Raw genomic sequence first — 24,788 nt, 5'->3', positions numbered from 1 at the left:
TGTAACGGACCCTTGGCGACACAGGCGTTATCATGCACGCCCTTTTCGCTGTTCAGGCCCACTGAAATGACCGATTGGTCCCTCGACCAAGCCCGTAAGACCTACTCGATTCCGCATTGGGCGGATGGTTACTTCGACGTGGATCCGGCGGGGCACATGGTGGTGAGACCGACAGGCCAGGACGGCCCGGTGGTGTCCTTGCCGACCATCGTGGACGCCGCACGCGCCGCCGGGGCCAAACTGCCGATGCTGGTGCGCTTCCCGGACATCCTGGGCCAGCGCCTGGGCAAGCTGCAGGCCGCCTTCGCGCAGGCCGAGGCCGACTGGGAGTACAGCGGCGGCTACACGGCCGTGTACCCGATCAAGGTCAACCAGCACCGTGGCGTAGCCGGCACCCTGGCCAGCCACCACGGCGAGGGTTTCGGCCTGGAAGCGGGCAGCAAGCCCGAGCTGATGGCCGTGCTGGCGCTGTCGCGCCCGGGTGGGCTGATCGTCTGCAACGGTTACAAGGACCGCGAGTACATCCGCCTGGCCCTGATCGGCCGCAAGCTGGGCCTGCAGACCTTCATCGTGATCGAGAAGCCCTCCGAGCTGAAGCTGGTGCTGGAGGAATCCAAGGCACTGGACGTCAAGCCGGGCCTGGGTGTGCGCATGCGCCTGGCCTCGCTGGGCGCGGGCAAGTGGCAGAACAGCGGCGGCGACAAGGCCAAGTTCGGGCTGTCCCCGCGCCAGCTGCTGGACCTGTGGAAGTCGCTGCGCGACACCGAATACGCCGACTGCCTGAGCCTGCTGCATTTCCACATGGGCTCGCAGATCTCCAACGTGCGCGATATCGCCAACGGCATGCGCGAGGCCACCCGTTACTTCGTGGAACTGTCGCGGCTGGGTGCCAAGATCACCCACGTCGATGTCGGCGGTGGCCTGGGCGTGGATTACGAAGGCACCCGTTCGCGCAGCTTCTGCTCGATCAACTACGGGCTGGCTTCCTACGCCAGCAACATCGTGCAGCCGCTGGCCAACGCCTGCGAAGAGCACGGCCTGACCCCGCCGCGGATCGTCACCGAGTGCGGCCGCGCGATGACCGCGCACCATGCGGTGCTGGTGGCCAACGTGTCCGAAGTGGAACAGGCGCAGGAAGGCCGCGTGCCGGACCAGCACGACGACGAGCCGGCCGCGATCCGCCACCTGCGCGAGATCCATGACGAACTGGACCAGCGCCCGGCCGTGGAGCTGTTCCAGGAAGCCCAGCATTTCCATGCCGAAGGCCTGTCCAGCTATGCGCTGGGCCAGATCGACCTGCCGCAGCGTGCGCGCATCGACGACCTGTTCTATGCCATCGCCCATGCGGTGCGTGCGCGCCTGAGCTACGACGAAAAGAGCCATCGCCCGGCGCTGGACGAATTGAACGAGCGCCTGGTCGACAAGTATTTCGTCAACTTCAGCGTGTTCGAATCGATTCCCGATGCCTGGGCCATCGACCAGGTGTTCCCGATCGTGCCGATCGAGCGCCTGAACGAGCAGCCGGACCGTCGCGGCATCATCGCCGACATGACCTGCGATTCGGACGGCATGGTCAAGACCTATGTCGAGAACGAAAGCCTGGACAGCTCGCTGCCGCTGCACGCACTGAAGTCCGGTGAAAGCTACCGGATCGGCTTCTTCATGGTCGGCGCGTACCAGGAAATCCTCGGCGACATCCACAACCTGTTCGGCGATACCGACGCGGTGGAAGTGCTGGCCGACGCCGATGGCTACGCGATCACCCAGCAGCGCCGCGGCGACACCACCGATGTGATGCTGGATTACGTGGGCTACAGCCTGGCCGACCTGCGTGCGTCCTACGCCGAGCGCGTGGCCGCGGCCAACCTCAGCCCGGCGCGCGCGCAGGAACTGTCCGAGGCACTGGAAGCCGGCTTGACCGGGTACACCTACCTGTCCGACGAGCCGCTGGTGTGATCCAGGCGGTGCCGGGCAACGCTCGGCATGCGCGGGCGCCATGAGCGCCCGCGCGATCTTCCATCTGTGCCTGCACGCGGCCGTGCCCGCGTTGCTGGCCTGGATGTTCTGGCGCAAGCGGTTCCTGTCGGCATGGGTGTTGCTGTTGCTGGGCTGGATCATCGACCTGGACCACCTGCTGGCCGACCCGATCTACGCCCCCAACCGCTGCAGCATCGGCTTCCATCCGCTGCATACCGCCCCGGCCATCGCCGTGTATGCGGGGCTGTGCGTGCCGAAGAAAACCCGGTTGTTCGGCATCGGGCTGATGATCCACATCGTGCTCGATGCCATCGACTGCTGGTGGATGCACCACGCCCGGTAGTGCCGGCCGCTGGCCGGCTCGCGACCCCGCGGCGACCCCGCGGCGACGTCGCGGTTTACCCCGCGGGCAACGTCAGCGTCGCCCGCAGCCCCGGCCGCGTATTGGCCAGCACCAGGCGGCCGCCGTAGCTCTCGGCAATATCGGCCACGATCGCCAGGCCCAGCCCGCTGCCCGGTGCGCGTTGATCCAGCCGTACGCCACGCTCGAGTACGCGCTCCAGTTCCGCCTCGGGCAGGCCCGGACCATCGTCTTCCACGTCGATGCGCAGCTGGTTGCCCACATGCTGCAGGCGGACCCGCACTTCATGCGCGGCCCACTTGCCGGCGTTGTCGAGCAGGTTGCCGAGCATCTCTTCGAGGTCTTCGCGCGCACCGGCGAACAGGCCCTGTGCGTTCGGGTCGTAGGCAAAGCGCAGGTCGCGCTCGGCGTGCACGCGCTGCATCAACATGCACAGCGCATTGATCACCGGTGCGGCCACGGTGCGCTGCTGGCTGTCCGCACCGATGCCGGCGGCCAGGTAGCGGTCGATGCTGGCCTGCATGCGCGCCGTCTCGCTGCGCAGCGTCTGGCGCCAGTCGCTGCCATCGCTTTCGGCTTCGGTGGTGAGCACCGTCAGGGGTGTTTTCAGCGCGTGGGCGAGGTCGGCGGCGCTGCGCCGCGCGCGCTGCATCATGCGCTGGTGGTGGTCGAGCAGGTCGTTGAGCTGCGCCGCCAGCGGTGCGACTTCCTTGACCAGCCCCTGCTGCGGAAAGCGCACGTTCTCGCCATTGCGGACCTGGCCGGCGATGCGGCTGAGTTCGGCCAGCGGGCGCAGCCCGTAGTGGACCTGGGTGACGAGCACCGCGAACCACAGCGCGATCAGCACGGCCAGCGCCAGTGCGGTGCGCTGGCGGAAGGCACTCACCTGCGCATCGAGCGTGCTGCGGTCGGTGGCCACCACCACCCGCAGCGGCATGGGCACGCGCGGCAGCGTTACCTGCTGCACCTGCGCGCGCAGCGGCTGCTGCAGCGGGCCGAGGGTGTCATAGCTGCGTGCCGCGCCGGTCTGCACGGCGGCCGGGATGGACAGGGTTTCATCCCACAGCGAGCGTGACTGGCCCAATGGCTGCCCGGTGCTGTCCTGGATCTGCCAGTAGGAGCCGGAGAACACCCGCTGGTAGCGCTCGTCAGCCAGCTCGCGGCGCAGTTGCACGTGGCCCTGCGCATTGCTTTCAGCCAGTGCCAGCACGGCGATGAGTTCATTGCCCAGGCGCTGGTCCATCGCGGTGCGTGCGGAGCGTTCGAACATCGCGCCCAACCACCACGTGGCCAACGCGGACACCAGCAGCAGCCCCAGGCCGCCGGCCAGCAGCAGCCGGGTGCGCAGCGAGCCGGTGTTCATGGCGTGGCCGACAGGCGGAAACCCTGCCCGCGATGGGTATGGATCAATTCGATGCCGAGCTTGCGGCGGATCCGCCCGATCAGCACGTCCAGGGTGTTGGAGTCCGGGTCGAAACCGGCGTCATAGACATGCTCGCCCAACCGCGAGCGGCTGATGACGATGTCCGGATGGTGCATGAAGTAAGCCAGGATCCGCTGCTCCTGCGGGCTCAGCGACAGGGCGTCGCCGTCCAGTTCGAAGCGGCCGGCGTTGACGTCCAGCACCAGGGGCCCGCACTGCAGCCGCGGGTGGGCGTGGCCGGCGCTGCGCCGGATCAGCGCACGCAGCCGCAGCAGCAGCTCTTCGGGCTGGAACGGTTTGGTCAGGTAGTCGTCGGCACCGGCGTCGAAGCCGGCCAGCTTGTCGTGCCAGCGCGTGCGTGCGGTCAATACCAGCACCGGGAAGTCGCGCCCGGCCTGGCGCCAGCGCTCGATCACGCTCAGCCCATCCAGCCCCGGCAGGCCGAGGTCGACCACCGCCGCGGCGATGTCCTCGATCTGGCCCTGGTACTCGGCATCGCGCCCTTCGGCGCTGTGCACCACCACATAGCCGGCCTGCTCCAGCAAGGTGCACAGGCGGCTGGCCAGCGCGGCATCGTCCTCGGCAAGCAGGATCCGCATCAATCTTCTTCCATCTTCAGCAGGCGTCCGCTGCGGGCATCATAGTCCAGCTCCATCACCACGCCATTGGGGCCGAGGATCTCGATCTCGTACTTGCCATCGTCCAGCTCCACTTCCACCAGCTGGCCCGGGTAGCGCCGCAGCGCATCGGCCACCACCTGCTGCAAGGGCACCAGCTTGCCCTGGCGCACCGCCTGGCGCACGGCCTCCTGCTGGCGCGCGCCGCCGTCGAGCACGCGGGTGGCGTCCTGCGGGGAGGTGCTCAGCAGCAGGGGCAACAACAGCGACAGGACAGACATGTGCACGCGAGCTCAAAAGGGATGTGAACGGTATACGCGCGTTGTTTAAACAGTGTCTAACAAGGGCGCTCATGGTCCGGTTAGGTCGGCTTGCCAGACTGGCGGCGCCGGGATCCTCCGGTCCCCCTACTGGAGCACCCCCATGAACACGCTGATGATTGCCGCCGCCCTTGCCGCCGCCCTGGTGGCCACCCCTGCCGTCGCCGCCGACCTGTCCGCCGCCCAGGTGCAGGCCAAGCTGAAGGCGGCCGGCTACACCCAGGTGCACGAACTCGAGCGCGATGACGGGCTGTGGGAAGCGGACGTGAGCCGCGCCGATGGCAGCTTCGAGGAAGTGATCATCGACCCGGCCAACGGCGAAATCTTCGACCCGCGCAGTGGCCGCACGCTGCTCGATGCCGGGCAGATCCTGGCGCTGGCCGACAAGGCCGGTTTCCGTCAGGTCGAATCGTTCGAGCGCGATGGTGCGACCTGGAAGCTGGAAGCCCGCAACGCGCGCAACCAGCGCGTGGACGTGCGCATGAGCGGCCACGATGGCCGGGTGCTGTCGAGCAAGCGCGACGGCTGGTGGGACTGAGCCCCAGCGCAGCCTGCAATGCAGAACGGCCGGGTTGCCCCGGCCGTTTCAGTGTGACGCCTTACCAGCCGGCCGGCGGCGGGTAGTCCCAGTAACCGGGTCCGCGACCGTAACCGCCATAGCCACCATAACCGCCATACGGGCCGTAGAAACCAGGGCCCTTGCCCTCGCTGACCCGGATGTTGAGGTTGAGGTTGTGGGTCTTGCCCTCGTCGGTGGTGTAGTTCTTGTTGAGGTTCAACTCGGCGGCGTTGTAATGGGTGTTGCCGAAATTCTTGGCGTAGCCGATCCCGGTGGTGACGCTGCCGTTGACCCGCAGCTTGTCGTCGGTGACGGTGGCGATGCCATTGGCCGCGCCGCGGTCGCTGACCCGGCGGCCGCTCTTGTCACCATAGAAGGTGCCCGGCGGATCACCGCGCAGCGAGGCATCGCCCAGGTACTGCATCGGCGCCGGCGGCAGTGCCAGGTTCAGATCGGTGGCCGACTGCGGGCCGGTGGCACCGGCTGCGGACTGGGCCAGGGCGACGCCGGGGGCCAGCAGGCACAGCAGCAGCGATAGCGAGCGGATCATGAGGGGCTCCGGGACGGGCGGGCAGCAGGCAGGCGGCTGACAGCGCTGACGCTAGCAGCTGCTGTTTGAATGATGCCTGTCATGGCACCGCTGACCCCCGGAACTTTACCCCAGGCGGCCAAACCCGAACAGCGCGGCCAGCGGATGGCGGCGGCGCTCGATCGTGGCCCGCAGCAGCCCGGCGCCGATCATCGAATAGGTGATCCCGTTGCCGCCGTAGGCCATGGCGAACAGTACCCGGGGCCCCCATTGCGGGTGCGGGCCGAAGAACGGCAGCCCATCGGCGGTTTCGGCGAAGGTGCCACCCCAGGAAAACGCCGGTTGCAGCGGCAGCTGCGGGAACAGCCGGGCCACCTGCTTCATCAGCGTGGCCGCCTTGGCCTGGACCCGGCGGTCGCGGCGCGCCGGGATATCCACCGCGTCGTCCTCACCGCCCACCAGCAGGCGATGGTCGCCGGTGCTGCGCAGGTACAGATACGGCCGCGCCGACTCCCACACCATGGTGGTGGTCAAGGCGCCCAGCAGCGCCGGGTCGATCGGGTCGGTGATGAAGGCATAGCTGCTGCGGTTGCGTGCCACCTTCTGTTGCAGCCAGTGCTGGCCCGCATAACCGGTGGCCAGCACCACCTGCCGGCAGCGGATCCGCGCGCCGTCGACGGTGGTGGCCGTCACCCCGCGCGGGGTGGGGGTGAGAGTCTGCAGCGTGGTGCGGTCGTAGATGCCGCTGCCTTGCTTCTGCAGCCGCATCAGCAGCCGGTAGGCGAGTTGATAGGGATCCACCCGCGCCGCCAGCGCACTGAGGATGGCGCCGGGGGCGTCGATGCCGAACGCATCCTGCAGCGCATCGGCCTCCAGCCAGCGCACGTCGAAACCGTGCCGGTGGCGCAGCGCGAATTCCTCCTGCAGCACCGCGTGGTGGCGCCGTTTGCTGGCGTAGTACAGGCTCTGCATGGGATGACAGTCCACCCCGGAGAAGCCGCGGGCCACGGCGCGCAGCGCGGGAATCGCCTCGGCGCAGGCACGGTAGGCCAGCAGCGCATTGTCCAGCCCGAACTGCTGCGCCAGATCGACCAGATGGGTGTCGATCTCGTACTGCAGCAGCGCGGTACTGGCCGCGGTGCTGCCCCAGCCGATATCGCGCTGTTCGATCACCGCCACGTCGTGGCCGTGCGCGTGCAGTTCGTTGGCGATCAACGCAGCGCTGATTCCGCCGCCCACCACCAGCACCTCGCACTGCAGGTCCTGCCGCAGTGGCGGGAAGGCGTGCATCAGCCCATTGCGCACGGCCCAGAAGGGATACCCGCTCTTGAGGTCCATGCCGGTCAGGCCGTGGGCCGGCCGGTGTGCGGGGTCTGGATCAGCGCGGTCAGGTCGAAGCCCTGTTGCCGCGCCTGCGCCAGGTAGTGCGCCTGCACGGTGCTGTCGAGCGTGGGGGTGCGTGAGAGCAACCACAGGAACTTGCGGTCCGGGCTGCCCACCAGCGCCACGCTGTAGTCCGGCGCCACCTGGATCACCCAGTAGTCGCCCTTGGTGAAGGGGATCCAGCGCAGGCCGCGGGGCAGGAAGCTCACCGCCAGCCGCGCGCTGTCGTGGTCCAGCGCACAGGCCTCGCCTTCGGCTTCCTCGATCTGATCGCCCAGCCGGCAGCGGTTGAGCACGGCCACGTGGCCGTTGTCCTTGAGGCTGTAGTGCGCGGACACATCGGTGCAGTCCTCCGGTTCGTGCTTCATCGGCAGGCGGGCGATCTCATACCAGGTGCCCAGGTAGCGGGGCAGCTTGAGGTCGTGCACGGTCTTCAGTTCGGCGTGTGTGTTCATCGAATGCGCGGTGGGAAGGTCCACGCCACGATGCCCCACGGCACTGCCATGGGCGGGTGAAGCCCGGGCGAGGGCGGTGTCGAGAACGCTGCGTTGCCGGCACGTCATCGGCCGGCCATGGGCGCGGCGCTATGCTGGGCGCAGGCGGACCGCAGGTCCGTGTCGCTCTCCAGGAGGTGCGGTGATGTATCAGGTGATTCTGCTCAAAAGCGAAACCGGTTTTGCGCGTGCGCAGTGGGAATCGGTGGAGGACGTGGTCGAGCACGAGGGCGTGACCTACTCGTTGCGGGCCGGCCCGCGCCAGCCCCTGCCCACCGACCATGCCTGGGACCCGATCGCGGTATACGCGCCGGACGAGATCAGCGAGGAAGAGTTCCAGGACTGGTACATGGGCCTGCAGCCGCAGGTGGAAGAACTGCGCCTGAAGTACTGAGGCCCTGCCGCCCCCGCATACCCGTTCTGGACAGAGGCGGGTTTATAGTTCGCAGCAGGCGCGGTGGTCCGCGCGAACCCAGCGGTGCGCGCTTGTCTTTCCGTCTTTTCTCTTCCCTGCTGCGGCCGCTGGTCGGGCTGCTGCTGTGCGCTTGGCTGGGCGCGGCCCCGATGGCGTTTGCCCAGGGCGACGATGCCGCCGCGCTGGATCCGACCGCGCAGCTGGCCCAGGCAGACAAGGACCTCAAGGCGATCCGCAGTTCGCTGGACGATGCCGACACCCCGGACACCCTCAAGGACCTGTCCGACCGGGCGCTGGCGGTGCAGCGCGATGCCGAAGCGGCGCAGTCCGGCCTGGAGCCGGAGCTCAAGCAGCTCGATACGCGCCTGTCGCAGCTGGGCGAGGTGCCCGAGGGGACGGTCGAGGCCCGTGAGCTGGCCCAGCAGCGCAAAGGCCTGAACCAGCAGCGTGCCGATATCGCCTCGGCGGTGGCGCGCTCCAAGCTGCTGGCGGTGGATGCCAAGCAGCTCGTCACCGATATCGAGAAGATGCGCGTCTCGCAGTTCAGCGAAGAGCTGGCGCGCAAGGTGAACTCCCCGTTGTCACCGTCGCTGTGGCGCAAATTCGCCACCGACGTGCCGGCTGACTTCCAGCGCTTGGCCGCGCTGTACCGCCAGGGCGAAACCACCGCGCGCAAGGCGATCGACCAGCACGGCTGGGGTGCGCCGTTGACCGGCCTGGTGCTGGCGTTGCTGATGTTCTTCCCGCTGCGGCTGTGGCTGCGCGCGCTGGGCCGCCGCTATGCGGCCTCCGAGCGTGCCCCGGATGGGCGGCTGCGCCGTTCCGGGCTGGCGGTATGGTTGCTGGCGGTGGGTACGCTGCTGCCGGGCTTCGCCGCCGTGGTGCTGGTGGCGTCGCTGGAGACGATCGGCGCGATTCCACCGCGCTTGCAACAGCTGGCCCTGCATTTCCAGGTGGCCACGTTCGTGGCGGCGTTCATCACCGCGCTCAGCGCGTGCCTGCTGGTGCCCAAGCGGCCGTCGTGGCGGTTGCTGACCCTCGATGACAGCGCGGCCTGGCGGCTGCGCAAGTACGCCTGGGGTGCGGCCGGGCTGACCTTCTTCGGCATCCTGCTGGTGGAAATCAACCGGGCCTCGCGCACCAGCGCGATCACCACGGTAGCCGTGGACGGGCTGATCGCGCTGACCTACATGGGCCTGATCATCGCCATCCTGGTCTCGCTGGCGCGGCTGCACCGGCGCCAGGCCGCCGAGGCCGAGGCACGGCTGGAGGCGCAGGCGCACTCCGACGGCAAGGCCAAGGGCCCGCAGCGCCGCAGCGGCTGGATCGTGCTGGCGCGCCTGGCCGGTCACCTGGTCGTTGGCGCGGCGGTGATCGCCACCCTGCTGGGCTATCTGAATTTCGCCTTGTTCGTGGCCCAGCAGTTGGTGTGGGGCGCGGTGGTGCTGCTGGCCGCCTCGCTGCTGCTGAAATTCGCCGACGACCTGTCCACCTGGATGCTGTCGCCGGTCAGCCGGATCGGGCAGAGCATCGTGCTCACCACCGGGCTGAGCGAGGCCCGGGTGGAGCAGGCCGGGGTGCTGTTGTCGGCGGTGCTGCGCATTGGCGTGATCGTGCTGGCGGTGCTGGCGCTGGCCGCCCCGTTCGGCAACCTCAACGCCTTCTTTGGCAGCCTGGACTCGATCAGCAAGGGCCTGACCATCGGCAGCACCACGCTCAAGCCGAGCGACGTGCTGTATGCGGTGTTCGTGTTCGTGGTGGTCTGGGCGGTGATGCAGGCGTTCCAGCGCTGGCTGACCGATACCTACCTGCCCAAGACCGAACTGGACGCCGGTGCGCGTAACTCGATCAGTACCGTCACCCGCTACCTGGGCATCATCGCGGCGGTGCTGTGGGGGCTGACGGCACTGGGCATCGGCTTTGAGAAGCTGGCGCTGGTGGTGAGCGCGTTGTCGGTGGGTATTGGCTTCGGCCTGCAGGCGATCACCCAGAATTTCGTGTCCGGCCTGATCCTGCTGGCCGAGCGACCGGTGAAGATCGGCGACTGGGTCAAGCTGGGCGACCAGGAAGGCGACATCAAGCGGATCAGCGTGCGTTCGACTGAAATCCAGGTCGGCGACAAATCCACGTTGATCGTGCCCAACTCCGAACTGATCACCAAGACCATCCGCAACATGACGATGGGTAACGCGCAGGGCCGCATCCAGATCCAGTTCACGGTGCCGCTGAGCACCGACCCGGCGGCGGTGCGGCAGATCCTGCTGGATGCCTATGCCGAGCACCCCAGCGTGCTGGCCGAGCCGGCCGCGTCGGTGTACATCGACTCGATCGCCAATGGGCAGATCGCGATCAACAGCTTCGCCTACGTCTCCAGCCCGCGCGCGGTGTACGGCGCGCGCAGCGACCTGTACTTCACCATGCTGCAGGCCTTCGCCACGGCCGGGATCGCACTGTCCTCGCCGACCGATATCCATCTGGTCCGCGATCCCACAGAAGCGCCCAGCACGTAGCCGGTAGTGCCGGCCGCTGGCCGGCAATCGCGCGGTGGCGACAGGGTCGGGAGCCGGCCAGCGGCCGGCATGACCGCTGCATCAGCCGCGGTTGCCGCGCCGCGACGGCACCAGCGCGAAGGTGTCCACGGCCAGCTTCTCGGCATGGTTCAACCAGGCGCGGATCTCCAGGTCATCCACTTCGTGGTCCAGCCCGACCGGCACGTTGATGCGGCCCTGTGCATCAGGCTGTACCCATTGCTGGGCCACCACTACCTTGCGCTGCGAGGACACCGCCTCGATCCAGAAGCCGCGGTCCGGGGACTGTTTGGCCACCAGTTGCAGCATGTATTGCCCAGCGCGGGTGCGGCGGCCCTTGGCCGTGATCATGTGCGCCTGGCGGATGCTTGGGCGCGGCCCGGTGGTGTGATCCAGCGGCGCATCCACGGCGATGCCGCCGCGCAGCTGGTCATCGCGGAACAGCTTGATGCCGTTGTCACGGTTGACCAGCATCGCGCACCAGTCGCCGTCGGCCGAACCATCCTCGAAGGCGGTGCAGCGATCCACATAAGCCAGGGTATTGGCCGGGTCGGCCAGGTCGAACTGCTTGGAGGTGTTTTCCAGGTACACCGATTTCAGGTCCCACTGCTTGTCGTATTCCAGCAGTACCGGCGGCTGCACGTGCTGCAGGCCGATCACCACCTGGTTGTCGTCATCGATCCGCAGCTGGCGGGTTTTGTCGCCCAGCCACAACGAGCGTGAGAACGCCAGGTAACGCGGGTAATCCTTGCCGTTGTCGCGGAACGCGGCGGCACTGGCGCTGTCCGAGCGTTCCGGGTGCAGCAGCGAGCGGCCGAAGCCGATCGCATCGATGGCTGGGTCGAGCAGGCTGAGCAGGGTGGCACCGGAATCCAGCGTGGAGCCCGCGCTGGCCGCAAGCTGGCGCGGCGCGATGTCCTTGCCCAGGAACAGCAGCAGGTTCTCGCGCTTCTGCGTGGCCAGCACCTGGCTGAGGTCGTTGGGCATGGCCAGGTGGTCGGAGGCGATCACGATCAGGGTGTCTTCGCCATACGGGCTGGCCTGGATGCGCTCGACCAGCCGCGAGATCAGGCCATCGGTGCACTTGAGTGCGTTGAGCAGGCCGACGTTGCCGTACTGGCTCTGGTAGCGGGTGCGCTTGCAGGCCACCGGCAGATGCCCAGCCGGATGGTGGGTGTCCATGGTCAGCGTGGTCAGCATGAACGGCTGGTCCCGCTTGGACAGCTGCATGAAGCGGTCGTAGGCCTTGTCCAGCAGCACGTCGTCATGCACGCCCCAGGTGGAGAAGTGCGAGCGGGCGATCTTCTGCTGCTTGAACCAGGCCAGGTCATCCACGGTGTCGTAGCCGTGCGTGGCCAGGAACTGGCCCTTGCCGGCAAACAAGCCGTTGGCGCCGCCCAGGTAGTGGTTGGTGTAGCCCTGCTGCTTGAGGTAATCGCCCAGGCACACGGCCTCGGGCAGGAAGCTGGCCATCCGGCCCATGCTGTTCTCATCGCCCTGCGCGGTGGTCAGGGGCACGCCGCACATCGAGGACACCAGCCCGGCGATGGTCCAGCCACCGCCTTCGGCCGAGACCAGCCCGCGCACGTCCAGCGCCTGCCCGGCAAGCCGGTTCAGGTTGGGCATCAGGCCGGGGAAGGTGGCTTCGTCAAGATAGGTGCGTTCCAGGCTTTCGCCGTAGATCCACACGATGTTGCGCGGCTTGCGCAGCGGCTGCTGGGGCACCCGGTATTCGGGGGCGACCATGCTGTAGTCGACCGGTCGCGTCTGCTGGTACAGGCGCTGGCCATCGGCATACAGCGGACTGACGGCGATGGCCAGCAGCCACACCGCCAGGAAACCACCAAACACGGCTTTACCAGGGCGATTGCCGCGCCAGCGCGGCGTGCGCGCCAGGGCCAGGGGCAACAACGAGACCAGCAGCAGCACGATGAAGCCGGCGATGTAGCCCTTGAAGTCGGCAATCCCGGCACCTTCCATTTCGGTGCCCAGGTGATACAGCGTGGCCGCATTCAGGCCATCACCGGAGAGCTTGTTGATCAGCCACCACGTACTCAGTGCCAGCAGCAGCACCGTCATCAACCCTGCCTTCCACCATATCCACCGGCTGGATGCGAGCAGCAACCAGGTGAGCAGCAACAGCGACAACAGCAGGATCCAGAGCATAGGCGGTTTCGGCAGCGGAGACAGGTGGTGATGGACGCCATGACAGCGTGATTCCCATCCGACCGGTTGCCACAAGCACACCTGCATGACAAGCCGATGACCCGATCATGCATGCACGAACCTGACTGAAATGTTTGTTGAAAACGTGCGTCGATGTCCTACAACGCATCGTCTTTCATGGTGTAAAACGAGCGTGAAGAAATGCTGCGGATGTTGCGCCGCAGGGCTGGATTCAAGTGGTTTTGTGAATGCGCGAACACATGCGCTACATCAGCGATGCCCGCGTTCTTCCTTCGAGCGTGCACGACGATCGAACAGCAGCGCACTCAGTACGATGCCAAGCCCCAGCACCACGCCGATCAACATCAGCGTCATCGCGATCGCCGGATAGCCGAACAGATGCCAGCCGGTGTCGACCTTCATCATCATTGCCGCGGCAAGAATCAACGCCGCGGTGACGATACCGGCGGACACGCGGTTGGCGATCTTCTGCAGGTTCTCCATCAGCCGCGATTCTTCCAGCCCGGTCACCTTCATCTGCAGGCGGTTCTCGGCCAGCAGCCCGAGGATCTCCGACATCTTGCGCGGGCCTTCGCGCAGCAGCTGCTGGATCTCCATCGCCTCACTGGCGAGGTTGGCCGAGGACAGCGATTTTTTCAGGCGCGCGCGCATCACATGCTGCAGTTGGCGCTCGACGATGCGCCGCGTGTCCAGCTCCGGCGACAGCAACCGGCACACGGTTTCCAGATTGAGCAGCGCCTTGCCGAGCAGGCTCAGCTCCGGCGGCGTACGCAGGCCACTGGCGGTGGCGATGCGGACCAGATCGAGCACCACGCGGCCTTCGGAGTAGGTGGTGTTGGCCGCATAGCGCGCGATCACCTGACCGGTTTCGCGCAGATAGCGCTCCTCGTCGAATGACTCCAGGCGCGTGCTGATGCCGATGATCTCGTCGGCCACTTCCTCGCCCCGGCCATCGACGGCGGCGAACAGCAGCTTCAGCAGGCGCTCGCGCAGCCGCGGTGGCATGTGCGCGACCATGCCCAGGTCGAAGATCGCCAGTCGGCCCTGCGGAGTGACGCGCAGGTTGCCCGGGTGCGGATCGGCATGGATCTCGCCGTGCACGAAGATCTGGTCGAGGTAGCCGCGGATCAGCGCGGCGGCCAGTGGTGCCATCGATTGTTCGGTGCGGCGCACGTCGGGGATCATGTCCACGCGCACGCCGTGGGCCATTTCCATGGTCAGCACGCGGTGGCTGCAGAAATCCCAGATCGGCTGCGGCACCCACAGCGGCTTGAACGGCTTGAGGTGCTGGCCGAAGCGCTGCAGGTTCTCCGCTTCGGCGTGGTAGTCCAGCTCCTGCATCAAGGTCTTGGCGAACTCGTTGAGCCAGTCGCGCAGACGCACGCGGCGGCCCACCTGGGTCAGGTGATCGGCGGCCAGCGCGAAGCTGCGCAGCACCTCCAGGTCCGAGCGCAGCTGCGCGGCTACTTCCGGCTTCTGCACCTTGACCGCCACATCGCGGCCGTCGTGCAGCTGTGCGCGGTGCACCTGGGCGATCGAGGCGCAACCCAGCGGGACCGGGTCGAAACTGGCGAACAGCTTGGACACCGGCGCACCCAGCTCCTGTTCGATGATGGTGTAGATGCGCTCGACGGGAATGGGCGCCACCTTCTCCTGCATGCGTTCCAGCGCGGTGGCGAACTCCACCGGCACCATGTCCGGGCGCGTTGAGAGCATCTGCCCGAGTTTGACGAAGGTGGGCCCCAGCGCTTCCAGGTCGGTGACGAACTGCTCCGGGTTGCCCTCCGGCGGCAGCTCGTGGATCGCGCGAGCGTCCAGGTTCATGCCCGAGAACACCCCGGAATGACGGTAGCGCAGCAGCAGGCGCAGGATCTGGCTGCGGCGGTTCATGCCCTTGACCAGCGAGGGTGAACCGGGGGGGACGGGCGTGGTGTTCAAGCAGTGCTCCGGGACGACGTCGCTGGCAGTGTGGCCGGGCCGCGGTGGTGGGGTGGTGAATCCGCCGCCATCTACCGCCCGGCCCGCCGGATAGGTCAGAATCCACGCTCCCGTAGGATCTTTGGATAGCCATGGCCGGTGCCAGCCTGTTTGCGTTGCTCGATGACATTGCCACGCTGTTGGACGACGTGTCGGTCCTGACCAAGGTCGCGGCCAAGAAGACCGCCGGCGTGCTCGGCGACGATCTGGCGCTGAATGCGCAGCAGGTCACCGGGGTCAGTGCCAATCGCGAACTGCCGGTGGTGTGGGCGGTGGCCAAGGGCTCGCTGGTCAACAAGGCGATCCTGGTGCCGGCCGCGCTGGCCATCAGCGCGCTGGAAGCCTGGCTGCGGGGGCGTGGCTATCCCATTCCGATCGTGGTGCCGCTGATGATGATCGGCGGCGCATTCCTGTGCTTTGAAGGCGTGGAAAAGCTGGCGCATCGCTTCCTGCATTCGCCCGAAGAGGACGAGCAGCACAAGGCCGAGCGGGTCAAGGCGCTGGCCGATGAGAAGGTCGACATGGTGGCCTGGGAGCAGGACAAGGTGAAGGGCGCGGTGCGTACCGACTTCATCCTGTCGGCGGAGATCATCGTGTTGTCGCTGGGCGTGGTATCGGCCGCGCCGTTCCTCAACCAGGTCACCGCGCTGGTGGTGATCGCGCTGGCGATGACGGTGTTCGTCTATGGGCTGGTGGCCGGCATCGTCAAGCTTGACGATCTGGGCCTGTACCTGTCGCGCAAGGGCGCCGCGCTGGCCGCACTCGGCCGTGGCCTGCTGATCACCGCGCCGTGGCTGATGAAGTTCCTGTCGGTGGCCGGTACCGCGGCGATGTTCCTGGTCGGCGGCGGCATCCTGGTGCACAACGTGCCGGCGCTGCATCACTTCATCATTGAACTTGGCGGTGAAGGCCGCTGGGGCTGGCTGATCACCGCGCTGGGCAACGTGGTGGTCGGCCTGGTGATCGGTGCGATCGTGCTGGCCGCGGTGACCGGGTTCCAGAAGCTGCGCGGCGGCAAGCCCGCGCACTGAGGCCACTCACCGGGTGGGGCGCGGTCAGCCCGCGTCCCACTCGCGCAACGCCTGCAGTTCGGCACGGGCGCGGGTAAGCCGGCGTCCGGACAGGATGTCGATGGCCTGCTGCAGCCGTGCCGAATCCGGATCGCGGCGTACCCAACGCCGTGCCAGCAGCAGCAAGGCCGTCATCAATGCCGCACCGGCCACCAGCGAGATCAGCAGCCAGCGTGCGGCGTACTGCGACAGGTCCACGCCCCACGCCTGCCAGAACAACAACACCGGCACGGACAGCCACAACCAGCACCACGGCAGCCCCAGCAGCAGCTCGCCCAGTGCGGTCTGCCAGCGCAGCGCAGCCAGGTGCCGCGACTGCGCCAGCACCGGCTGGTCGGGCTGCAGCTGCTGGCGCAGACGCAGCCGGGCCACGCTGGCGATGATCACCGCGATGCAGTAGCCGTGCAGGGCGAGCGCGCTGAGCAGGACCGCCAGCGGTGGCCGCTGCCACCAGACGCTGCCGCAGTAGATGGCCAGCGCCAGCCAGAACACCAGCTGCAGCCCCTGCATCAGCCCAAAGCCGGACAGCTGCCGGTGCAGGGCGTTGTGGTGTTGGCGCCAGGCCTGCAGGGCCACCGCGTCGGTGTCGCTGGCATCGTCGTCGCGTTGTGCCCAGAGCTGTTTGAGCGGATCGGTGTGCATGGCCGTGGCCTCAGGGGGAGGGGACATCGAAACGGGCGCGCAGGGCCTGGCGCAGGCGGTGCAGCCGGGTGGAGACGTTGGCGCTGCTGATGCCCAGGATCTCGGCGATCTGGCGATGGTCGTGGTCGTCCAGGTGCAGCAGCATCAGGGCGCGGTCCAGCGGTGGCAGCTGCCGGATCGCCGCTTCCAGCTGGCGCAGCGCATGGCGCTGCTCGGCGGAGGCATCACCCCCGGCCGGCAGTGCGTCCTCGTCCAACGGGGCGTGGTGGCGCTGGCGTACCTGGTGTCGGCGCAGCTGCGAGATCGCCACGTTGAGCGCCACCCGGTACAGCCAGGTTGAAAAGCGCGCACGGGCCGGATCGAAGCTCTCAAACGCCGCCCAGGCCTGGATGCTGATGTCCTGGACCAGGTCCAGGCGCTCCTCGGCATCGTGGCAGTAGCCGCGCGCGACCTTCAGTACGATGCCGCGGTGCTGCTCCAGCAGCGCGCTGAAGCGCTGGCGGGAGTCGAGTTCGGCGGTGGTGGTGGTCAGGCCCATGCAGAAGTGATTCGCACCGGCGTGGCCGATATCACAGACCGGTTCAGCGCGGCGGCTCGGCGGCATGGACGCGGTTCTTGCCGACCCGCTTGGCCGCATACAGCGCGGTGTCGGCGCGACGCAGCAGCGCATCGCCCGCCTCACCCGGCTGCCATTGCGCCACCCCGGCGCTGAAGTGCACCGGCACCCGCTGTTCGTCCAGCGACAGCGGCCGCTGCGCCAGTGAGCGCTGCAGCCGTTGCAGGGTGGACATGCTGTCAGCGGCCGGGGTTTCCGGCAACAACAGCACGAATTCGTCGCCGCCGATGCGCGCGATCGCATCGCTGCTGCGCAGGTGCAGCTGGCACACCGCCACCAGGTGGCGCAGCACCGTGTCGCCACCGGCGTGGCCGTGGCTGCTGTTGGTCTGGTGGAAATCGTCCAGGTCGATCAGCGCCAGCGCCAACGGGTGCCCGTGGCGGCTGGCACGGGCCAGCTCGCGTTCCAGCAGTTCATCGAAGCCGCGCCGGTTGAGCGCGCCGGTCAACGGATCGGTACGCACCAGCCCGCTGACATCGCGCAGTTCCTGTTCAAGCTCGGCGATGCGCTGTTCGGCCTGCTCGACCTCGCGCCGCGCATTGCCGAGATGGTCGCGGGCCTGCAGCGCCTGCTCCTGCACGCGGCCGGTGTCCTGCAGCACGTCCTGCAGCAGCTGGTTGAGGTCGGCGATGCTGCGCGCCTCCTTCAGGGCCAGCGCATAGCTGCTGATGCGGTCGTGGTACTCGCCGGTGCTGACCGCCATCCCGTCCAGGCGCTCGATGAAGCCGCCCATCAGGCCTTTCATCGCCGCCTTGGATTCGCTGATGCCCTGCTTGAGCAGGCCCTGCTTGTAGATCACCTCGCGCAGGTTGGCGCGCGCCTGCTCGACCGAATCGCGGTCCAGCGGCCCGCCGATCAGTTCGCGCACGGCATGCACCTGGCCGTGCAGCCAGCTGCTGTCATCGAGCAGCTCGCCGATGTTGTCCAGCAGCAGGTCGAACAGGCTCAGCAGCAGTTCCTGCTGTTCCTGCCAGCCATCGCTGCGCACCCCGATCTGGTGCGACAGCTCGCGCAGGCGCAGCTCGAGCGGCTGCAACGGCTGGCCGGGGTGCCACTGGTGCAGCGCGGCGGCGATCTGCGCCGGCTCTTCCTTCAGCTCGGGCATGTTCTGCAGCAGGCTGGCCACGGTCACCCCGAGGGTATGCCGCAGCAGCTCGCGCAGGCGCAGGCTGTCGGGTTGGCCGTCGGGGCTGTCCTGTTCGATGGTGCGGATGTACTTGTCGATCAGCTGGCGCATCGCCCGCCCGTAGCTGACCCAGTCCGCGCTGCGCTGCGCCGACTGCAGGCGCAGGCCCATGTCACCCAGTTCCCCGGGCAGCGTGGACATGCCGTTGGCGAAGGCGGCCAGCAGCGGCTCGGGTTGCTCGATCCCGGCGAACAGGCGCTGCAGCATCGCGCTGGAGCCGCCCTTGGGCCCGGCGGCCGGGGCCGGGCTGTCCTCCACTGGCCGTGTGGCCGAGGCCCGTCGCGACAGCAGCCGGCCCACGGCGGTGCCGGGGCTGGGGGAGGCGTCGTGCGGCTCGGTCATGCGGCGGGTCCTTGGCAGAGCATGGCCGCGGGGGCCGGTGGAATGAACAGTGCGAACAGTATCGGCGCGGACCGGTCCGGCTTGAACCGGCCCGGCCATGGCAGGATGGTAGTCAGGTTGAGGGCAGGAGCGTGCGATGAAAGTGATGCTGGTAGGGGCAACCGGACTGGTCGGCGGCCACGTGCTGCAGCAGCTGCTCGACGACCCCCGCTGCGATGCGGTGGTGGCGCCCACCCGGCGGCCGCTGGCCCAGCACGGCCCGGCGCTGCTGAACCCGGTGGTCGATTTCGCCGCGCTGCCCGAAAACGCGCGCTGGTGGGCGGTGGATGCGGTGATCTGCGCGCTCGGCAGCACGATCAAACAGGCCGGCAGCCGCGAGGCCTTCGCCCGCATCGACCACGACTACCCGCTCGAGGTGGCGCGGTTGGCGCAGTTGCACGGCGCCAGCTGCTTCGTGCTGAATTCGGCGATGGGCGCCGACCCTGCCTCGCGGATTTTCTACAACCGGGTCAAGGGCGAACTGGAGGCCGACCTGCGCCAGCAGGGCTGGTCCTCGCTGACCCTGGTGCGCCCGGGGCTGATCGGTGGTGAGCGTACCGAGCGCCGCGCCGGTGAACACGTGGCCAGCCTGGTGCTGGGCGTGCTCGGCCCGGTGCTGCCGCGGCGGTACCGGATCAACCCGGCCGATTTGATCGCCGAGACGATGGTGGAAGCAGCCTTGAGTCCCGCGCCGCGGGTGCGGGTGATCGGTTCGGCGGAGCTGGTGCAGAGCTAGCGGAAACACGCCGCACTTTCCAAACGACAACGGCCACCTCGCGGTGGCCGTTGTCGTTGCGTTGTTGCCTGCCAACCAACGGTCGGCAGCTACCGGATCAGCTGGCCAGGGCCAGGTCATCCATCATCGCGCGCAGGAAGCGGGCAGCTTCGCCGCCGGTAGCAGCGCGGTGGTCGAACGTCACCGACAGCGGAATCACCTTGTGCGCTTCCACACCACCCATCACCGGGGTCATCTGGTGGCGGGCACGGCCGGCACCGACGATGGCCACGCACGGCGGCACCACGACCGGGGTCGCGTAGCGGCCGGCGAACATGCCGAAGTTGGACAGCGAGATGGTGTAACCGCTCAGCTCGGAGGCGGCGATCGCACGCGATTCCACCTGCTCGCGCAGGCGGTTGACGCCTTCACGGATACCGCGTGCATCGAGCATGTCGGCGTTGCGCAGGGCGGGCACGAACAGGCCGTCGTCGGTATCCACGGCGATGCCGATGTCGACCTGTGCATGCAGGGTGCGGGTCAGCGCGTCGCCATCGAACCAGGCATTGAGCGCCGGCACCTTCTGGCAGGCGGCGACGATCGAGCGCACCAGGCGCGCGGTGACGTCGTTGCCCGGGACCCAGGCGTGGATGTCGGCGTCGTCGTTCAGCGTGGTCGGCACGACCTTGCTGTGCGCATCGGCCATCACCCGTGCCATGTTGCGGCGCACGCCCTTGAGCGGTTCCGGCTGGCCCTTGGCGACCACGCCCGGCGGCTGCGTGCGCATCGGGCGGCCCGCAGCCGACACCGAGGTGCGCGCATCGTCCTGGCGTACCGGCGCGGCAGCCGCCGCAGCAGGTGCGGGTGCGGCGACAGCGGCACGGACCGGGGCCGCGCCGAGCTTCGCGCTGCCATCGGCGGCGGCCTGCTTGACGTCGGCCATGGTCACCGCGCCATCGGTGCCGGTGGCACGCACGCGGGTGAGGTCCACGCCCAGCTTGCGTGCGGTGGCACGCACGGCCGGAACGGCCTTGACCCCACCCACCGCCACAGCCTGTTCGGCGTGCACGGCGTTGGAGCTCTGCATCGCGCCGACCACGGTACCGGCGTCATCACGCTCGGCGGCCGGCTTGGCTTCTTCAGCGGCGACCGGTGCTGCGGCCGGAATCGGCGGCGGTGCACTGGCGGCTGCCGGGGCGGCATGCCCGTGGCTGTGGCCGGTGTCCTGGCCATCGGCACGCTGCGGCAGGTTCGGGTCCAGCACGAACTGGGCCAGCACGCTGCCGGTCGGGATGATGTCGCCCGGGCCACCGGACAGCTTCAGCACCGTGCCGGAGTACGGCGAGGGCACTTCGACCACGGCCTTGGCGGTTTCCATCGAGACCAGCGGCTCGTCGAGCCGGATCACGTCGCCTTCCTTGACGAACCATTCCACGATGGTGGCGTCGGGCAGACCTTCGCCAAGATCGGGGAGGTTGAAGTTCTTGTTCTCACTCATGTGCAGTTCTCTTCCAGCAGTTCGAGATCGCGGGCCGGCAGCCAGCCCGTCGCGCCGTTCGCGCGCTCGGACCACCACCAGCCACCGTGTTCGTGATGCAGTTTGACCAGTTCACCGCTGTCCACATCCAGTTCGCGGGCGTCGTAGTCGCGCAGGGCCTCTGCGCGACCATCGTCCAGCCGCTGCAACCACGCCACCGGTGCCCAGCCGGCACGCCCGTCATCGGTGCGTACCCAGGCAAACGCCGGCCATTCCTCGTCACGAACACCCAGTTCGACGATCTGGCCGGTGCGGAACCGGAGCGGGTTGGGATACTGGCTGCGGTACGGGCCTAGCAGGCGGGCCCGCATCTCAGCCTGCCGCGATGGCGCGTTTGGCCGCGCTCACGATCCGCTCCACGCTGGGCAGGTACTTCATTTCCAGGCGGAACAGCGGAATGTGGGTGTCATAGCCGGTGACGCGCTCGACCGGTGCCAGCAGGTCGTACAGCGATTCCTCGGCCAGGCGCGCGGCGATTTCCGCGCCGAAGCCCGCGGTCTTCGGGGCCTCCTGCACGATCACGCAGCGGCCGGTCTTGGCCACCGATTCGGCAATGGTGGCGAAGTCCAACGGGCGCAGCGTGGCCACGTCGATCACTTCGGCACTGATGCCTTCACCGGCCAGCTTGTCGGCGGCTTCCAGCGCTTCCTTGACCTGCGCGCCCCAGGTCACCAGGGTCACGTCGGTACCGTCGCGCAGCACGAAGCACACGTCCAGCGGCAAGGCTTCGCCGTCGTTGACGACCACTTCCTTGTACTGGCGGTAGATGCGCTTGGGCTCCATGTAGATCACCGGATCCGGGTCGCGGATCGCGGCCAGCAGCAGGCCATAGGCGCGCTGCGGCGAGGACGGCAGCACCACGCGCAGGCCCGGCACGTTGGTGAAGATCGATTCGTTGGCTTCGCTGTGGTGTTCCGGCGCACGGATACCGCCGCCCCACGGCACGCGCAGCACCATCGGGCAGTGCAGGCGGCCACGGGTGCGGTAACGCAGGCGCGCGGCGTGGCAGATGATGTGGTCCACCATCGGGTACATGAACCCGTCGAACTGGGCTTCGGCCACCGGCTTCATGCCCTGTGCGGCCAGGCCGATGGTCAGGCCGGCAATCGTGGTTTCATCCAGCGGGGTGTCCAGGATGCGGTCAGCGCCAAAGCGCTGCTGCAGGCCCGCGGTGGCGCGGAACACGCCGCCGTTCACGCCCACGTCTTCGCCCAGCACCAGCACCGACTTGTCGTGCTCCAGCTCCCAGGCCAGGGCCTGGGTGATGGCTTCGATGAGGGTGATCGGGGTGGTGGTCATGGTCTCTTCTCCGCGCGCGATGGCGGCGCTGTCGGCAGCATTGGTCTGCGCGTTGGCGGCGCCCTGCTTGATCTCATCCATTGCGCTGCTCCAGGGCGATTGCCTGTGCGCGCTGGGCCAGCAGGTCCGGCGGCGGGTCGGCGTAGAGGAAGTCGAACATCGCCTCGACCGGCTGCACCGGGGTGTTGAGGTACAGGTTGACCTCTTCATCCACCCGCTTGCCGCACTCGGCGGTCCACGCGGCTTCTTCGGCCTCGCTCCACACGCCGGCGTTGGTCAGGTACTTGCGCAGGCGCAGCATCGGCTCGCGCAGCCACGCATCCTTCACTTCGGCGTCGTCGCGGTAGCGGCGTGCGTCATCGGCGGTGGTGTGGTCGGACAGGCGGTAGGTCATCAGTTCCAGCACGGTGCCACCGTCGCCGGCCAGCGCCCGTTCGCGGGCCTGGTGCATGGCGGTCATCACCGCGAGCAGGTCGTTGCCGTCCACCTGCAGGCAGAACAGGCCACCGGCCAGGCCCTTCTGTGCCAGCGTTTCGGCACCGGTCTGGGCCGAACGCGGGACCGAGATGGCCCAGCCGTTGTTGACGATGCACAGCACCAGCGGCAGCTTGTAGGCACCGGCGGAGTTGAGCGCGGCGTAGAAGTCGGTCTTGGAGCTGCCGCCGTCGCCACACACGGCCACGGCGATCTGCTTTTCGTTGTTGAGCTTGAACTTCAGCGCCGCACCGGCCGCATGCAGGCACTGGGTGGAAATCGGCACGCAGAACGGGAAGTCCTTGGCCGCATTGCCACCGTAGTCGTTGCCGCGCTCGTCGCCGCCCCAGTACATCAGCACGTCGTGCGGGCGCACGCCGCGCATGAACATCGCGCCGTACTCGCGGTACGACGGGGCGAACACGTCGTCGGTGACCATCGAGGCACCGATGCCGACGTGTGCGGCTTCATGCCCCAGGCAGGCGGCGTAGGTACCCAGCTTGCCGGTGCGCTGCAGCGCGATCGACTTGCCGTCGAACACGCGCACGAACAGCATCTGCTTGAACATCGGCAGCAGCGCACGCGGGTCGCGCAGATGGTCGGGCAGGTCATCGCGGACGAGCGTGCCGTCCGTGTCCAGGTACTGCAGGTATTCGATCTTGAACTCAGCGGCAACCGTCATTGCGTACTGCACCTTCGACAGGAAGTTACAAATGATATGAATTGCCATGTTAAGGAAGACGTACGGAAAAGCCGTCCTGCGGCGCAGCAAGGATTTCCGCGGGTAGCGCCCCGGTATACCGCATCGGGACTGCGCAGGGCCAATAACTTCAACGTATTCAGTTGCCGCAACGGCGCATGAGCGGCCGGCCGCCAGACCGCGCCCGGGGCGACGCCAGCGGCCCGGGCGCGCAGATCGGCGGCCACCGCAGGCACCGGACGCAGGCGTAGGGTGGGGGCTGCGCGGCCATCCGTGCACTGCGCTACCCTTTCACCCCCTCATTTGGCCCACGCCATGTCCGTCGAGAAGAACCAACGCGATCTTGAAGCCGGTATCCACACCGACCTGCAGGGGCGCCTGACCTATGGCGGCTATCTGCGGCTGGACCAGCTGCTGTCGGCCCAGCAGCCGCTGTCCAACCCGCCGCACCATGACGAAATGCTGTTCATCATCCAGCACCAGACCTCCGAGCTGTGGCTGAAGCTGCTGGCCCACGAGCTGCGTGCCGCCATCGGCTTCCTGCAGCGCGATGAAGTCTGGCAGTGCCGCAAGGTGCTGGCGCGCAGCAAGCAGGTGCTGCGCCAGCTGACCGAACAGTGGTCGGTGCTGGAGACCCTGACCCCGTCGGAGTACATGGGCTTCCGCGACGTGCTGGGCCCGTCCTCGGGCTTCCAGTCGCTGCAGTACCGCTACATCGAGTTCCTGCTGGGCAACAAGAACGCGCAGATGCTGCAGGTGTTCTCGCACGACCCGGCCGGCCAGGCGCAGCTGCAGGAAGTACTGGACGCGCCGAGCCTGTACGAGGAATTCCTGCGCTACCTGGCCCGCTTCGGCCACCCGGTGCCGGCCGTCTACGCAGGCCGCGACTGGCAGCAGCCGCACGTGGCCGACGATGGGCTGCACCCGGTGTTCGAGCGCATCTACCAGAACACCGACCGTTTCTGGCGCGAGTATTCGCTGTGCGAGGACCTGGTGGACCTGGAGACCGCGTTCCAGCTGTGGCGCTTCCGGCACATGCGCACGGTGATGCGGGTGATCGGCTTCAAGCGCGGTACCGGCGGTTCCAGCGGGGTGGGCTTCCTGCGCCAGGCGCTGGAGCTGACCTTCTTCCCGGAGCTGTTCCAGGTGCGCACCACGATCCGCAATGACGACCCGATGCCGCCGGACGCCTGAGCCGCATCGGCGCCGGAATGCCCTATTCATGATGACACCGCGATGACGCCGGGGCTGGCCACAGCCCCCGCCGTTGCTACGCTGGCGCTCACCAGCGGGCAGTTTCAGATGCAAGTTCAGCGAGCACGCCGCCACCTGCACGGATCGGCGTGTATTTGACGTGAACGCGGTTGGTCTGGGATTCTCCCGCGCTGTTTGGCACAT

Annotated in this window: 22 protein-coding genes and 1 pseudogene; 8 read left to right on the top strand and 15 right to left on the bottom strand. The window is 67.8% G+C overall.

All coding sequences use genetic code 11. The features are described 5' to 3' along the window. Window positions 1-66 precede the first annotated feature (66 nt). Both speA and AC3IPM_RS18165 read left to right on the top strand, forming a co-directional pair. Window positions 67-1,956 carry an arginine decarboxylase gene (gene speA, locus AC3IPM_RS18170; protein ID WP_489301635.1) on the top strand — a complete coding sequence of 630 codons (1,890 nt, stop codon included), beginning with the start codon at window positions 67-69 and terminating at the stop codon, window positions 1,954-1,956. Window positions 1,957-1,996: 40 nt separating this feature from the next. Then, the gene (locus AC3IPM_RS18165; RefSeq protein WP_489301634.1) at window positions 1,997-2,320 is read left to right on the top strand and encodes a DUF6122 family protein; all 324 of its coding nucleotides are present in this window, start codon (window positions 1,997-1,999) and stop codon (window positions 2,318-2,320) included. A gap of 55 nt (window positions 2,321-2,375) precedes the next feature. On the opposite strand, the gene AC3IPM_RS18160 is transcribed toward AC3IPM_RS18165, so the two are convergent. From AC3IPM_RS18160 to AC3IPM_RS18150, 3 genes are read right to left on the bottom strand one after another with little or no spacing between them, the layout of a single operon-like run. Then, window positions 2,376-3,701 (bottom strand): sensor histidine kinase, encoded by a 1,326-nt coding sequence (locus tag AC3IPM_RS18160; protein ID WP_489301633.1) that lies wholly within the window; start codon window positions 3,699-3,701, stop codon window positions 2,376-2,378. Beyond that, window positions 3,698-4,360, bottom strand: coding sequence for a response regulator transcription factor (locus AC3IPM_RS18155; protein ID WP_489301632.1), 663 nt, complete (start codon window positions 4,358-4,360; stop codon window positions 3,698-3,700). The genes AC3IPM_RS18160 and AC3IPM_RS18155 overlap by 4 nt, the downstream gene beginning before the upstream one ends. Beyond that, window positions 4,360-4,659, bottom strand: a complete 300-nt coding sequence (locus tag AC3IPM_RS18150; RefSeq protein ID WP_489301631.1) for a PepSY domain-containing protein — start codon at window positions 4,657-4,659, stop codon at window positions 4,360-4,362. Before AC3IPM_RS18150 ends, AC3IPM_RS18155 begins: the two co-directional genes overlap by 1 nt. Window positions 4,660-4,801: 142 nt before the next feature. Here AC3IPM_RS18150 and AC3IPM_RS18145 point away from each other — a divergent pair, with 142 nt between their 5' ends. After that, entirely contained in the window at window positions 4,802-5,236 is a 435-nt protein-coding gene (locus AC3IPM_RS18145) for a PepSY domain-containing protein (RefSeq protein WP_489301630.1), read from the top strand. A gap of 61 nt (window positions 5,237-5,297) precedes the next feature. Here the strand turns inward: AC3IPM_RS18145 and AC3IPM_RS18140 are convergent, their stop codons facing one another. The 3 genes from AC3IPM_RS18140 to AC3IPM_RS18130 form a co-directional block, all read right to left on the bottom strand. Further along, window positions 5,298-5,807 carry a hypothetical protein gene (locus AC3IPM_RS18140; protein ID WP_489301629.1) on the bottom strand — a complete coding sequence of 170 codons (510 nt, stop codon included), beginning with the start codon at window positions 5,805-5,807 and terminating at the stop codon, window positions 5,298-5,300. A 105-nt stretch (window positions 5,808-5,912) separates the two neighbouring features. Next, window positions 5,913-7,124: an NAD(P)/FAD-dependent oxidoreductase gene (locus tag AC3IPM_RS18135; protein ID WP_489301628.1), complete on the bottom strand. Its 1,212-nt coding sequence runs from the start codon at window positions 7,122-7,124 to the stop codon at window positions 5,913-5,915. A 5-nt stretch (window positions 7,125-7,129) separates the two neighbouring features. Then, on the bottom strand, window positions 7,130-7,624 hold the full coding sequence (locus AC3IPM_RS18130) for a lipocalin family protein (protein WP_489301627.1): 495 nt from the start codon (window positions 7,622-7,624) through the stop codon (window positions 7,130-7,132). Window positions 7,625-7,808: 184 nt separating this feature from the next. Here AC3IPM_RS18130 and AC3IPM_RS18125 point away from each other — a divergent pair, with 184 nt between their 5' ends. Both AC3IPM_RS18125 and AC3IPM_RS18120 read left to right on the top strand, forming a co-directional pair. Further along, the gene (locus tag AC3IPM_RS18125) at window positions 7,809-8,057 is read left to right on the top strand and encodes a hypothetical protein (protein WP_489301626.1); all 249 of its coding nucleotides are present in this window, start codon (window positions 7,809-7,811) and stop codon (window positions 8,055-8,057) included. Between the two features lie 170 nt (window positions 8,058-8,227). Continuing rightward, window positions 8,228-10,588: a DUF3772 domain-containing protein gene (locus tag AC3IPM_RS18120; RefSeq protein ID WP_489304206.1), complete on the top strand. Its 2,361-nt coding sequence runs from the start codon at window positions 8,228-8,230 to the stop codon at window positions 10,586-10,588. A gap of 81 nt (window positions 10,589-10,669) precedes the next feature. Here AC3IPM_RS18120 and AC3IPM_RS18115 read toward each other — a convergent pair whose 3' ends face one another. Continuing rightward, entirely contained in the window at window positions 10,670-12,772 is a 2,103-nt protein-coding gene (locus tag AC3IPM_RS18115; RefSeq protein ID WP_489301625.1) for a phosphoglycerol transferase I, read from the bottom strand. 270 nt (window positions 12,773-13,042) lie between these two features. After that, a pseudogene (locus AC3IPM_RS18110) lies at window positions 13,043-14,686 on the bottom strand (ABC1 kinase family protein); the annotation flags it as partial. A gap of 176 nt (window positions 14,687-14,862) precedes the next feature. On the opposite strand from AC3IPM_RS18110, the gene AC3IPM_RS18105 reads away from it, so the two are divergent. Further along, window positions 14,863-15,801: a DUF808 domain-containing protein gene (locus AC3IPM_RS18105; RefSeq protein ID WP_489301624.1), complete on the top strand. Its 939-nt coding sequence runs from the start codon at window positions 14,863-14,865 to the stop codon at window positions 15,799-15,801. A 24-nt stretch (window positions 15,802-15,825) separates the two neighbouring features. On the opposite strand, the gene AC3IPM_RS18100 is transcribed toward AC3IPM_RS18105, so the two are convergent. The 3 genes from AC3IPM_RS18100 to AC3IPM_RS18090 are packed head-to-tail and all read right to left on the bottom strand — an operon-like array spanning window position 15,826 to window position 18,626. Further along, on the bottom strand, window positions 15,826-16,482 hold the full coding sequence (locus AC3IPM_RS18100) for a hypothetical protein (RefSeq protein WP_489301623.1): 657 nt from the start codon (window positions 16,480-16,482) through the stop codon (window positions 15,826-15,828). A gap of 10 nt (window positions 16,483-16,492) precedes the next feature. Then, the gene (locus AC3IPM_RS18095; RefSeq protein WP_489304204.1) at window positions 16,493-17,020 is read right to left on the bottom strand and encodes an RNA polymerase sigma factor; all 528 of its coding nucleotides are present in this window, start codon (window positions 17,018-17,020) and stop codon (window positions 16,493-16,495) included. Window positions 17,021-17,063: 43 nt separating this feature from the next. Next, window positions 17,064-18,626 carry a GGDEF domain-containing protein gene (locus AC3IPM_RS18090; protein ID WP_489301622.1) on the bottom strand — a complete coding sequence of 521 codons (1,563 nt, stop codon included), beginning with the start codon at window positions 18,624-18,626 and terminating at the stop codon, window positions 17,064-17,066. A 136-nt stretch (window positions 18,627-18,762) separates the two neighbouring features. Here AC3IPM_RS18090 and AC3IPM_RS18085 point away from each other — a divergent pair, with 136 nt between their 5' ends. Further along, complete coding sequence (locus tag AC3IPM_RS18085) at window positions 18,763-19,401, top strand: Rossmann-fold NAD(P)-binding domain-containing protein (RefSeq protein WP_489301621.1); 639 nt, start codon at window positions 18,763-18,765, stop codon at window positions 19,399-19,401. Between the two features lie 97 nt (window positions 19,402-19,498). Here AC3IPM_RS18085 and AC3IPM_RS18080 read toward each other — a convergent pair whose 3' ends face one another. From AC3IPM_RS18080 to pdhA, 4 genes are read right to left on the bottom strand one after another with little or no spacing between them, the layout of a single operon-like run. Further along, entirely contained in the window at window positions 19,499-20,878 is a 1,380-nt protein-coding gene (locus AC3IPM_RS18080; RefSeq protein ID WP_489301620.1) for a dihydrolipoamide acetyltransferase family protein, read from the bottom strand. Beyond that, on the bottom strand, window positions 20,875-21,228 hold the full coding sequence (locus tag AC3IPM_RS18075) for an SH3 domain-containing protein (RefSeq protein WP_481475451.1): 354 nt from the start codon (window positions 21,226-21,228) through the stop codon (window positions 20,875-20,877). The genes AC3IPM_RS18080 and AC3IPM_RS18075 overlap by 4 nt, the downstream gene beginning before the upstream one ends. A gap of 1 nt (window position 21,229) precedes the next feature. Then, window positions 21,230-22,297 (bottom strand): alpha-ketoacid dehydrogenase subunit beta, encoded by a 1,068-nt coding sequence (locus AC3IPM_RS18070; RefSeq protein WP_489301619.1) that lies wholly within the window; start codon window positions 22,295-22,297, stop codon window positions 21,230-21,232. After that, on the bottom strand, window positions 22,290-23,372 hold the full coding sequence (pdhA, locus tag AC3IPM_RS18065) for a pyruvate dehydrogenase (acetyl-transferring) E1 component subunit alpha (RefSeq protein WP_489301618.1): 1,083 nt from the start codon (window positions 23,370-23,372) through the stop codon (window positions 22,290-22,292). The genes AC3IPM_RS18070 and pdhA overlap by 8 nt, the downstream gene beginning before the upstream one ends. Before the next feature lie 333 nt (window positions 23,373-23,705). On the opposite strand from pdhA, the gene AC3IPM_RS18060 reads away from it, so the two are divergent. Beyond that, window positions 23,706-24,584 carry a tryptophan 2,3-dioxygenase gene (locus AC3IPM_RS18060; protein ID WP_489301617.1) on the top strand — a complete coding sequence of 293 codons (879 nt, stop codon included), beginning with the start codon at window positions 23,706-23,708 and terminating at the stop codon, window positions 24,582-24,584. The last annotated feature ends 204 nt before the right edge of the window (window positions 24,585-24,788 follow it).

The sequence above is a fragment of the Stenotrophomonas sp. GL_111 genome (genome assembly GCF_057835245.1).
The sequence above is the reverse complement of the archived record's forward strand: the minus strand, read 5'-3'. Positions and strand labels throughout refer to the sequence as shown.